This window comes from Halohasta sp. A2, assembly GCF_056175805.1.
The window spans coordinates 43,058-54,756 of sequence record NZ_JAQFWV010000009.1 but is presented as its reverse complement, the minus strand read 5'-3'; the positions used below and the strand labels follow the sequence as shown (position 1 = coordinate 54,756).

Here is an 11,699-nt window from a genome sequence, read left to right as displayed (position 1 = left end):
CCCAGATCGTCGAACGACGCGGCTGCCAGCCGTTACGGCCGGTATAAGTAGCCACTGTCTAACGGTGCTGTTTTGCGGGTTGCCGAGAACTGCATGGTATGTCAACGCTCGATTTCGACTCGTTCGTGCTGGCGGCCGCAACCGACGACCTCTCGGCGGAGCCTGCAGCCCGCAAAGATGCAGATGCCGTTGAGTTCCGACTCGATCTCGCTTCCGAGCCGCTTGACCAACTCGCAGCCTACGACGGCGAGTTGCCCCTGATCGTCACCAACCGCGCCACGTGGGAAGGCGGCGAGGCTGCCGACGAAACACGTCGACTCGACACGCTCGAATCAGCACTCGCTCACGACGCGGTGGGGGCGGTCGATCTGGAACTCGGCGCACTTGACGGCAGTGTCCCCGAAGCGGCGACCGACAAAGCGCGCGAACTGCGCGAGTCTGCCCGTGAGACGAATGTCGCTGTCATCGCCTCGGTCCACGACTTCGAGTCAACACCCGCGGTCGACGGACTGCTCGAACGTTTAAGAAGAGCCAGCGACGAGGGCGATGTCGGCAAGCTCGCGGTGACCGCCACTGACCGAAGCGACGCGCTGGCGGTGCTGTCGGCGACCCATCGGGCTGTCGAAGCTGGTCGAACCGTTGCCACGATGGCAATGGGCGAGGCGGGCCAGCACACGCGGGCGGTTGCACCGGTGTACGGTTCGGCGATCGGCTACGCGCCGGTCGACCCGGCTGGCGCGACCGCGCCGGGACAGTACGATCTGGCGACGCTTCGACGGCTGGTCGACGACCTGGAGTGAGTGCGACTAGGACTGCGAGGACCGCGACGGCGAGGAAGGAGAGTCCGATTCGACTCGCAGGCTCTCGACGTTGCTCGGCGGCTCGCGATCGTCGCTGACCGCGGCTGCCAGCAGAGCGCCAAGGATGAGAACGGCCTCTTCGTGTCGATCCCGACGAGCCCGAAAGGAGACCGGCGTCACACCGAGTTCCGCATACGGCTCGAAATACGATCGGTCGACCAGCCCCCGGTCGACGAACCGCTCGGAAAGAAGCACCAAGAGCGCGTGGAGGTGGACGAGCTCGGTTTTCTTCACACCTGTTAGGTGGCTCTCAAGACAGGTAAACCTCTTGTGAGTGCCGACCGACAAACAAGAATTATGATATTTTCTGAGTTGAATTTTCGAGTATTATTTTTGATCCAATCGCGGACTCCGATACCTCAATCGTCGACTGTGACCCGATTGGGGCCCAGAGAATCCTACAAGGAAATTATAAGTCCCAGAATTATTAACATAGGGTAATGACGCGTTCGGAGACCAAACACCGGGCAACCGAGACGCTGTTGCGAACAGCGATCAGCGAGCCCGAGTCGTTCGGCTCCGAGCAGGTAGAACAGGTGCTTCAGCTCCTCGAAAGCAGGGACAAAACGGTTCGACTGACCGGCTCGTGGACACTCGGGCTCGTCGTCTCGAGCTATCCCGAAATCGTGTTGGGCTCGGTACGGGCGCTCGCCTCGCTGTTGGCGAGTCAGCCGCAGTCGACCCACGCGGACATCATCCGGGCACTGGGGTATATCGAATCCGAGTATCCGAGACTGGTCAGAGAGGCCATCGACGAGCTCGATCTGGACGACGATGCGCTCGAAAAACGAGTGATTTCGGTGATCGAGGACTATGACCCCTCGGCCGCTGGCTCAGTGATCTCATCGGTCGGCGATACCTCCGAGTACGAGGGCCTCGGCGCGGTTGCGCCCACGAACGAACCGACCCAGAACCCCTCGTACGAACGCGACCGGCGTGGTCGGCCACCCACTGAGCCACCACCAACACCGCCGGCGATCGACGCTCGACGCGAGGCGTTCGAGCCGGTCGGCTCCGAAGGAGCGGGTAGCCATGTCACGCTCTGGCAGGTGACCTACGAAACCAACAGCGGCACCCACACTGCACTATATAAACAGCTCCGACACCGTACCCCGAAAGCGTTCGACGAGCGGTTCTCCCAGCGGATCAGCGAGTGGCAGTCGGTCGACGACCACGACGCCATCGTGCCGGTGGTCGCCTACGGGACGATTCCCACGCCGTGGTTCGTCGTTGAGTATCAGGAGGGCCAGCGGCTCAGCGAGCGGATCGGATCGATCTCCCGCCGGGAACGACGCTGGATTATCAACCGGATCGTCGACGCGGTGTGTCACGCCCACAGCTCGGGCGTGATTCACGGCGGACTCACGCCGCGAAACGTGCTGTTCAGCCGGAGCTACGAGGACCACATCTGGAACTATCCGAAGGTGAGCAACTGGGGGGTCTCGCAACTGCTCTGCCAGCTTAGCGCGCTTCCGATGGGCGTCCCGCCGGCGTATGCGGCCCCCGAGCAGGTCGACCCCGATCAGTTCGGCGGGATCGACGCCTCGACCGACATCTACCACCTCGGGCTGATTGTCTACGAACTGTTGGCCGGACAGCCGCCGTTCGTCGATCAGCCGGGGATGACGCTGCGAAAAGCCGTCGAAGAGACGCCCCTGCCAGTTAGCCATTTCAACGGGGCTATTTCCGAGTCGGTCGACATCGTTGTCTCGAAAGCCCTTCGAAAATCCAAGCTCTACCGGTACGACACCGTCCACGATTTTCGGGCCGAACTTACACACGCCCTCGGAGGAGGCTCGGCATGAGCTCGGTGTTGGCCGACCCCGAAGGAACGGTGATTATCACGCGGCTGGTGACGTCTCTTCTCTTGTTCGTCGCGTCGACCAGTTTGGCCTACTACACGGTTCAAAACTCGCGTCGACGAACGATCAACTCCGAAATGTGGGACTACGTCTTTCTGGCGGGCGTTGTCGGCGCGCTGTATGCGATCACCGCGACCGCCGAAACGGTCGCCGCCGCCGGCGTCGCGACCGCCGACGTTGGGGTGGTCGGGGCGGTCCGACGCGTCTGCCAGCTGTTCTTTATTATCTTTCTCGCGCTGGCGATGCGAGAGTTCTACTATGAGTCGCCACAGCAGTCCGACGGGTTGGCCGCACGGCTCCCGATCGAAAGTATTCGGTATATCGAGGCGGGCTTTCTGATCGTCGTCTTCGTCGAGTTCATGGCGATCATCCTGATCGGGCTGGTCGACGTCGCCCGCGTCGTCCAACTTGGAGCAAGCATCGCGTTTACGCTGTACGGCGTCTCGTTTGCAGTGGGCATCAGGGGTGCAGCGATGGCCCGCCGAACCGTCTTGGACACGATGTTGACCTACATCATCGCCATCCTGTTGAGTGCCGGTGGGGCGAGCGCGGTCGAGGTCGGAGTCGTCGTCGGCATCCAGCCCGCGCTCGTCGAAGGGGTTGCAAGCGTGCTGACGGTAATGAGCATCACGTTCCTGTTGGTGTTGTCGACGCGACTCAAACAGAACGTCACCGATATTAGCACGTAGAGACGGACAGTCAGAAGATGTTGGCCTGCCGGTGGACGCTCATCCCTTCGTCGGTGAGGTCGTAGGGTTTCGTTTCGCGTGAATGGTTGGCATCCCGGATTTTCTGGATCTCGATCGCCAGCCGGGTCTCCTCGAAGTTTGAGGTTCGGACGTACCGGAGGACGAACACCGCGTCAGTGAGGTATTCGACCGCGCCGTAGCGCGAGGCGTACGAGGTATCGGCGCTGGCTTCCGAGGTAAGCAGCGTCGTCACACCGGCGTCTTTCAGCGAGCGAGTGAAGTCGAACACCTCGCTGCGCCGCCTGGCCGGGTGGTCGTACATCATCTCGAGCAGCGAGACCGAATCGAGCACGAGCCGTGTGGCATCGAACTCCCGGATCAACCGCGAGATGTCGCCCCGAATGCTCGCGAGACTGTTGGCCATCTCGACGGGATCGAGCACGACGACCGCGAGCTTCCCCTTCTCTACGTACTGGCCGAACGGCCAGCCCTTCTCTTCGGCGGTCGAGACAACGGCCTCTTTCGTCTGTTCGAGCGTAATAAACACTGCCCGCTCGCCGTTTCGGAGCGCCTCGTTCAGAAACTGGAGGCCGAACGTCGTTTTTCCGGTACCGGCCCCGCCAATCACACCGATCAACGATCGTTTGGGGACACCACCGAGAATCATGTTATCCAACCCTTCGATACCGAGATCGATACGCTCTATCGCCGACTTGAACTCCTCGTCGTCGAACTCCTCTGGCGACGATGCTGGCGCTGAGCCACCGCCCCCGCCACCGAAGGCTCCGAACCCGAACTCGTCGCCCGCGTTATCCATCGCCGGGCTCGACGCTCCACCACCATCACCACCACCGCTCGATCTGAATCCGAACGGATCGTCGGAATCCTCCGGGGTCGGGTCGTCGGCTGGCGGGTCAGCGGTCGACAGGTCGTCGGCTGGCGAGTCAGCGGTTGACGGCTCCTCTCCCGCACCGAAGTTGGTATCAGCCGTCGACGGTTCGTCAGGAACGTCCGTGACCGAATCGAGCTGATCGGTCGGCTGGGGTGGCGACTCCGACCCATCGGTAGGACCGAACCCGAACGCGTCTTCCGAGGACTCGTCCATGGTGTTCGGCGAGTCGGCAGACCGGTTTAACGGGTCATCGTCAATGGATTCGTCTCCGAAGTCGGCGTTGGTGTCGGCTTTGTCGGCGTCGTGCTGCCAGTCCGCAGAATCAGTGTCTGGCTCAGCGTCGACTGACGCTACAGTATCAGTAGCTACCGGATCAGTCGTGGCCTCGGCGTCCAAATCCGGAGATTCAGTGACCTCGTCGGCGAAATCAGTGTCCAGTTCGGTCTTTTCGGCGTCCTGTTCAGTCTCATCAGCGTCCTGTTCGCTCTCCTCGACGTCGTCGTTTTTGCCGTTGGCCCGTTTCCGTCTGCTCGCTAGTACGACGGTCTCGTCCTCGTCATCAGTTTCTGCGGCGATTTCACGAACCCCCTTCTCGAACCAGTCGTCACTCATGTTGCTCACCCACCTGACTGACGACTCGTGTCGAACCCCCGGCCACGAGCGACACCCGCAGTGGTTGACCATTCATAATCCCTTCAAGACTGTCCGCAAGTATGAATGTTCGTGTGGGATCGCGGCGTGGGCTGTTGACGGAGGGCTTTTGATGGCGGCTCACAATCCGACTGCATGGACGTCGGAATCGTCGCACAGCGGGGCAACAACCGAGCGGCCAGGCTCGCCGCAGAGATTCGACGCACACTGACTCCCACCGGCGTCGACTGCCGACTCGACGAGGCGACCGCGGCGGCGGTCGATGAACCCGAAGCCGGAACTGCTGTCGACCGGTTCGACGCCTGCGATCTCGTCGTCTCGATCGGTGGCGACGGCACCTTTCTGTTTGCCGCACGTGCGGCGGGCGGGACGCCCATTCTCGGAGTTAATCTCGGCGAGGTCGGCTTTTTGAACGCGGTGACACCCGAGACGGCAGTCGACGCCGTCCGCGAGGAGGTCGACTCGCTGCGCGACGGCACACAAGAAGTCCGCGAGGCGCCTCGGCTCAGCGCCGACTGTGGCGACTGGGAAAGCATTCCGGCGGTCAACGAGATCGTCGTCACGGGACCACGGCGGGGCCACGGCGGCGGCGCGACGTTCGAAGTGGCCGTCGACGGGTCGCACTACACCGGCGGCCACGCCGACGGCATCCTGATCGCCACCCCCACGGGGAGTTCGGCCTACAACCTCAGCGAGAACGGGCCACTGGTCCACCCCTCGATCAACGGCCTCATCATCAACGAAATGTGCGGAACTGAGGCGATGCCGCCGCTGGTCGTCGCGGGTGACTGCAAGGTGACGGTGTCGGTCGACGACGCCGACCACGTCGTCGTCGTGAGTGATGGGCGTCGACCGCATGAACTCGACGTTCCCTGTGAGATCCAGGTTTCGAGAGCCGAACCACCGGTTCGACTCGCCGGGCCGGTCGCTGATTTCTTCGAGGCGCTCGGCAAGCTCTCGTAAGGGGGAGTAGACACCGACTACTGCGAATAAAAACCGATTAGCTATTGACTACTGTTCGGAGCGGTTCGTCTACTTGCCCCACTGGGCGACGCGTTTCGGACGGTCGGCAATCGAGACCACGTCGATCGGTTCGTCGGCCGCACGTAGGGCTTCGAGTGCCGCGTTCGCGCTGGCGGCCGTCGAGAAGTAGGTGATATCCTCTTCGACGGCGACTTCGAGCAGGTTGCGGTCCCGCGAAATGATCAGGTCGACTTCGCCTTTGCGGGCGGCGTCTACGAGGTCGACGGCCTCACAGAATTCGAAGAACTCGCCGAACCCTGCGACGAGAGCCTCGCCTTCGTCGGTGTCGGGGTCAGGGAACGCCTCGTCCGAGAGGTCGATGGCGACAACACCAGACGCGGGAATCGGTTTGCCGGTGGCGTCCTGGGCTTTGGCGTAGGCTTTGCCGAAGGTGTCGGCACTACCCATCACCTCGCCGGTGGATTTCATCTCAGGGCCGAGTCGTGGGTCCGACCCCTGCAGGCGGTCGAACGGCAGGACGACCTCCTTGACGCTCGTTTGGTCGGGGATCTGTTCGTCGACCCCCAGTTCGGCGAGCGTGGTGCCAGTCATCACTTTCGCGGCGAGTTTGGCGATCGGGACGCCTGTCGCCTTCGAGACGAACGGGACGGTCCGCGACGAGCGCGGATTGGCTTCCAAAACGTACACCTCGCCCTCTTTGACGGCCAACTGGACATTGAGCAGCCCGACCGTTTCGAGCGCCTCGGCGATTCCTTCGGTCACTTCGCGCACGCGGGCCAGTGTCTCCTCGCTGAGCGAGCGCGGCGGGATCATACACGCCGAGTCGCCGGAGTGGACCCCCGCCGTCTCGACGTGCTCCATGATGCCGCCGATCAGGACGTCTTCGCCATCGGCGACAGCGTCGACATCCAGTTCGACTGCGTCGTCAAGGAACTGGTCGACGAGAATGGGCTTGTCCGGCGAGACGCGAACGGCCTCTTCGATGTAGTGTTCGAGTTCGGCGTCGTCGTGGACGACCCGCATCGCCCGCCCACCCAGCACGTAGCTCGGACGCACGAGGACGGGGTAGCCGATCTCGTGGGCCAGTTCGAGGGCTTCGGTCTCGGAGGTCGCAGTCCCACCCTCGGGCTGGGCGATACCCAGCTCGTCCATCAGTGCGTTGAATCGGTCGCGGTCCTCCGCGAGGTCCATCGCTTCGACCGTGGTGCCCATGATCTCGCAATCGAGCTCCCGGCGGTCGATCTCGTCCTGCAGGGGCTCGCCGATGTTCACGGAGGTCTGGCCACCGAACTGGACCATCACCCCGTCCGCACCGGTCGCTTCGATCACGTCGGCGACCTCCTCGGCAGAGATCGGATCGAAAAAGAGGCCGTCAGAGGTGTCGTAATCCGTCGAGACCGTCTCGGGGTTGTTGTTGACGACGTGGGCCTCGATGGCCATCTCACGGAGTGCCTGAATCGCGTGGACCGAACAGTAGTCGAACTCGACACCCTGGCCGATGCGGATCGGCCCGCCGCCAACCACGACGATGCTTTCGGTTGCTTTGTCGACTTTGAGTTCGCCCGCGGCCTTGTCGCCGACGAGTGGCCCCGTATGGAACTCCGGCAGACGCGCCGAGTAGTAGTACGGCGTTTCGGCTTCGAACTCGCCCGCACAGGTGTCGACCTGTTTGTAGTTGCGGCCAGGGACTTCCTGTTCGACCGTTCCCACAGCCGTGCCGCCGTCGGCGATCGAGGCTATCTCGTCGTTGGTGAAGCCTGCGGTCGCCGCAGGGGTGAACTCGCCGTCCTGTGCGGCCGTCGCGGCGTCAGAGACGCGCTTGAACCGTTCGACGTACCACTCCTCGATTCCTGTGAGATCGATAATCTCGTCGACCGTATAGCCGCGGTCGAACGCCTCGAACATCGCGTACGGACGGTCGGGCGACGGTCGTTCGATGTAGCGGCTCTCCAGGGTTTCGTCGTCGACGTCGGCCCAGTCGACGGCGGGGTCGTACTCCGACGAGCGCAGGGCCTTCATCAGCGACTCCTCGAACGTCGAGCCGATCGCCATCGCCTCGCCGGTCGATTTCATCGCCGTCGTCAACTCGAAGTCGACATCGTCGAACTTGTCGATGGGCCACCGCGGGACCTTCGTCACCACGTAGTCGATCGCTGGCTCGAAGGCCGCGGTCGTCTCACCGGTGATCTCGTTGGTAATCTCGTGGAGGCGCTTGCCGAGGGCGACCTTGGCGGTCACACGCGCGATCGGGTAGCCAGTCGCCTTCGAGGCCAGCGCGGAAGAACGGGAGACACGTGGGTTGACCTCGACGACGCGGTACTCGCCGCCGGGCGTGCCGTCGTCGCGCCAAGCGTGCTGGATGTTACAGCCGCCCTCGATGCCGAGTTCGCGGATGACCTTCAGCGCCGAATCGCGCATCGCTTGGTGGCCCTCGTCGGGGATCACCTGCGAGGGCGTGACGACCGTCGACTCGCCGGTGTGGATACCCATCGGGTCGATGTTCTCCATGTTGCAGATGATGATACAGGAGTCGTCGGCATCGCGCATGACCTCGTATTCGAGTTCGACCCAGCCAGCGATCGACTCGGTGATGAGGACTTCACTGTTGCGCGAGAGGCGGAGTCCTTTGCGCACGCGTTCGACGAGTTTCTCGAAGTCGTCGACGATCCCCGACCCCGATCCGCCGAGGGTGTAGGTCGTCCGGGCGATCACGGGGAGGCCGCCGACATCGTCGACCGCGTCCTTCACGCGGCCGCGGAAGGTCTCCTCGTCGAAGTCGGTGACCGACTCGTCCTCGTCGAGCGAGATGGTGGTCGAGCGGGCGACCGGTTCGCCGATCTTCTGCATGCGCTGGCGGAACAAGTCGCGGTCCTCGGTCGCATAAATTGTATCGAGCGGCGTGCCCATGATGTCGACGTCGTACTCGTCGAGAACGCCTTCCTCGGCGAGTTCGGCGGTGACGTTGAGCCCGGTCTGACCGCCCAGCCCGGCGATCACGCCGTCGGGCCGTTCAGTGCGGATGATCTCGGTGATGGCTTCGGTGTTGATCGGCTCGATGTACACCTCGTCGGCCATCTCGGGGTCGGTCATGATCGTCGCCGGATTCGAGTTCACGAGGACGACCCGCGCGCCCTCCTCTTGGAGTGCCCGGCAGGCCTGCGCGCCCGAGTAATCGAACTCTGCGGCCTGACCGATCTGGATCGGACCGCTGCCGATCAAGAGAATCGTACGCGTTTCCTGAGAGCCGGTCGAATGGACCTCGCCGTCGGTCTCGGTACTCATTATCCCGCTGGAGTACGCTCATCGTAATAAGGCCGACGATAAATTGCGAGATCCGTAGCGATTTTCCGAATTTCGAAAGTCGCTCGGTACCACGACCCACAGCACCGACTGGACCCCCCCTTTTCAGTCGGAATCGGTCGTCGGGGGTTCGGTCGACGAATCGAATACGCTTTCAGAGGGTGTTCGCTGGCCGTACCGCCAGTCGTACAGCAGAAAGGCGATCCCAAGCGAGGCGAGTGCGACGAACGTCAGCTCGATATCCAGCGCACGGAAAAACGGCTGGTCGAGTGTGTAGTGGAAAAAAAACAGGTCGGCAGTTGCGCTGTCGTGAACCGCCTCGAACGCTGCCGCGCCACTTCCATCGAGGATTTTTCGCAGATCGGGAACGAGCCCCCAAATCCCGCCAAGAAACGCCCCCGTCAGCCGGTACCGTGTGAGCGGAAGCAGCCACAACACGGCCAACACACTCACAAACCCAACACTGAAGTGAACAATTGCAGAGACCATTGGCAGTGTCGACGGACCAGAGACCCTTGGATACACACATTGTTCTATTTTACTGATAGTATCGGTATCGTACTATTCGAGATGTATACACCCTCAGGAACCAATTCCCATAGTCATATATAGAATTTAAAGAACGTCACAACGGTAGGGGGCCCACTACGTGTCGGTAGCCACTGACTACCACGCCCACTAGTGGCTGTTGCTTGGTTCGGTATCGTGGCTGTATACAAAGACGTCGGGCGCTCAGTCGAGATGGTACCGGTAGGGTTGGCTGGGGTAGACGACGAACTCCTCACGGTCGGCCCATCGCCCCAACACGGTCGCGATCTGGTGCGGGCTCTCGAACGGTACTTGATCGAACTCGTCTTGGGTTTCAAACGCAACGAGGATTTCACGGGCCGTCATCGGCTCGTCGGCAGCCGCTAACACACGTCGAAGGCAGTCGACTCCCGTGTGTGTCGTCCGCATAGTACATGGTTGTACATTCTCCGTGTTAAGCGTATGTATGACAGTTGTCAGACGATTCCGGAACGGACCCACTGGTTTGCACCCTTAGCAAACAGCGCTTCAAACTCGGACGTCGTAGCGGCTCAGTCGACGGCTGGCAGTAATGTGGGAGCTAGCTTATAAACAAAAAGGAGTGTCAGTGGAAATCGTCCGCGCTGAGATCGCGCTGGGAACGGTACTCCTCGACGAACTCGGGGACCGAGAACTCGTGCATCTGTTGTTCGAACTCGGTGAGCGCGGTGGTGTCGTCGGCGTGCGAAACGGCGTGTTCCATCAGTTCGATCACGAGTTCCACGATCAGTTCGTGGAGTCGACGGGCGTCGAAGTCGGTCACCCACAGCATCGCGAAGCCGACGTCGTGGTCTTCGGTGGCGTCGTGGGCGACCACCTGGGTTGGGAACTCTTCGAGAACGATCCCGAGCAGGTGCGGGGTCCCGAACTCCGGCATCTCGGCGCTCGTCGTCTCGATCGCCTCCTGTAGCACCGCGACCAGAAACTCCGGGAGGAATCGGTCGGGTGGGTGAACATCCATCACGACGCCGTGGGTCGACCCGCACTCGCAGTCGAACTCCCGCATGCCGAGGTCGAAGCTGTCGATGGTGACCGTCTCGCCACAGGGGAGCTCGAGGACCTCACTGCGCCCGCCTGGGACGCGTGGTTCTGCCATATGCTTCCTTGTCAAGCCGGCCCGTTAAGCCTCGCGTTCTGGGTGTGGTTAGCGTTCGACCGTGTCGGCGTCGAGCCCAGGGGCCTCGCTGGGGTCGACGTCCGCTGGTTCGTCGGTCTCGCCACCGCGGTGGACCGTCCCCGAGTCGTCCTGAACGTACACGTCGTCAGCGAAGCCAGCGATCGCGTTCTCGTAGGCTGGCTGGTCGCGTTTGTCGGGCGTTTCGGGTGCCGACGGAACGCCACCTTCGGGTGCGAACTCGCCGAGAGGATCGTCGACCGAGATGCTGTAGCGTTTGAAAAACCGCTCGTAGCGTCGGAAGTGCTCTTCGAACTCCTCGGCGGGAATCTCCATCATCTCGGTCCAGCCGTGGTTAAAGAAATCAAAATTGGCCTGGACGTGGGTGATTTCGCGGGCTTCGGCCTCCGAAAGCCCAGCTTCGAGCGCGGCGACGTAGGTGTGCATCGTCGCTGCGAAAAAGCCGTCGAGATGTGCGCGACGGTCCTCGCGGGCCGATTCATCGGCCTTCTTCAGGAAGATCTTGGTGTGCATGTCGACGAGTTTGTCGATCGCCACGTCCTTGATAACGGGCGTTGTCAGCGCCTTTTTCGCGGCCCAGTGACGGAGATTCTGACGGAGTTTCATCAGCTTCGTGTTGGGCGTCGACAGTCTTGAAGGCCACGACGTCGGCTGGTCGGTCGGGGCTCACGGCTTGTGTGGCCGCCAGCAGGGCGTTCGAGCGCCACGCGAATCGCTCACGAATCGTTTCGCCGATAGCAACCGACTTTACCCCAGCCT

11 protein-coding genes are annotated in these 11,699 nt (G+C 62.1%); 4 read left to right on the top strand and 7 right to left on the bottom strand.

What is annotated here, in order from left to right; translation table 11 throughout:
- Positions 1-98: 98 nt before the first annotated feature.
- Entirely contained in the window at positions 99-800 is a 702-nt protein-coding gene (locus tag O2S87_RS04640; RefSeq protein WP_475407631.1) for a type I 3-dehydroquinate dehydratase, read from the top strand.
- Between the two features lie 6 nt (positions 801-806).
- Here O2S87_RS04640 and O2S87_RS04635 read toward each other — a convergent pair whose 3' ends face one another.
- The gene (locus O2S87_RS04635; protein ID WP_475407630.1) at positions 807-1,094 is read right to left on the bottom strand and encodes a UPF0058 family protein; all 288 of its coding nucleotides are present in this window, start codon (positions 1,092-1,094) and stop codon (positions 807-809) included.
- A 206-nt stretch (positions 1,095-1,300) separates the two neighbouring features.
- Between O2S87_RS04635 and O2S87_RS04630 the strand changes: the two genes are divergently transcribed.
- Both O2S87_RS04630 and O2S87_RS04625 read left to right on the top strand, forming a co-directional pair.
- Positions 1,301-2,665, top strand: a complete 1,365-nt coding sequence (locus tag O2S87_RS04630; protein ID WP_475407629.1) for a serine/threonine protein kinase — start codon at positions 1,301-1,303, stop codon at positions 2,663-2,665.
- Complete coding sequence (locus O2S87_RS04625; RefSeq protein WP_475407628.1) at positions 2,662-3,411, top strand: hypothetical protein; 750 nt, start codon at positions 2,662-2,664, stop codon at positions 3,409-3,411. Before O2S87_RS04630 ends, O2S87_RS04625 begins: the two co-directional genes overlap by 4 nt.
- A 10-nt stretch (positions 3,412-3,421) precedes the next feature.
- On the opposite strand, the gene O2S87_RS04620 is transcribed toward O2S87_RS04625, so the two are convergent.
- The gene (locus O2S87_RS04620) at positions 3,422-4,915 is read right to left on the bottom strand and encodes a KaiC domain-containing protein (protein WP_475407627.1); all 1,494 of its coding nucleotides are present in this window, start codon (positions 4,913-4,915) and stop codon (positions 3,422-3,424) included.
- Positions 4,916-5,089: 174 nt separating this feature from the next.
- On the opposite strand from O2S87_RS04620, the gene O2S87_RS04615 reads away from it, so the two are divergent.
- A complete protein-coding gene (locus O2S87_RS04615) occupies positions 5,090-5,917 on the top strand; it encodes an NAD(+)/NADH kinase (RefSeq protein WP_475407626.1) in 828 nt (275 codons plus the stop codon).
- A gap of 69 nt (positions 5,918-5,986) precedes the next feature.
- Here O2S87_RS04615 and carB read toward each other — a convergent pair whose 3' ends face one another.
- The 5 genes from carB to O2S87_RS04590 all read right to left on the bottom strand — a co-directional run bounded on the left by carB (position 5,987) and on the right by O2S87_RS04590 (position 11,546).
- Positions 5,987-9,220 carry a carbamoyl-phosphate synthase large subunit gene (gene carB, locus O2S87_RS04610; protein ID WP_475407625.1) on the bottom strand — a complete coding sequence of 1,078 codons (3,234 nt, stop codon included), beginning with the start codon at positions 9,218-9,220 and terminating at the stop codon, positions 5,987-5,989.
- Between the two features lie 123 nt (positions 9,221-9,343).
- Positions 9,344-9,727, bottom strand: coding sequence for a hypothetical protein (locus O2S87_RS04605; RefSeq protein ID WP_475407624.1), 384 nt, complete (start codon positions 9,725-9,727; stop codon positions 9,344-9,346).
- Positions 9,728-9,970: 243 nt separating this feature from the next.
- Positions 9,971-10,195: a hypothetical protein gene (locus O2S87_RS04600; protein WP_475407623.1), complete on the bottom strand. Its 225-nt coding sequence runs from the start codon at positions 10,193-10,195 to the stop codon at positions 9,971-9,973.
- 175 nt (positions 10,196-10,370) lie between these two features.
- On the bottom strand, positions 10,371-10,901 hold the full coding sequence (locus O2S87_RS04595; RefSeq protein ID WP_475407622.1) for a DUF5815 family protein: 531 nt from the start codon (positions 10,899-10,901) through the stop codon (positions 10,371-10,373).
- Positions 10,902-10,949: 48 nt separating this feature from the next.
- Positions 10,950-11,546, bottom strand: a complete 597-nt coding sequence (locus O2S87_RS04590) for a DUF6149 family protein (RefSeq protein ID WP_475407621.1) — start codon at positions 11,544-11,546, stop codon at positions 10,950-10,952.
- Positions 11,547-11,699: the final 153 nt, after the last annotated feature.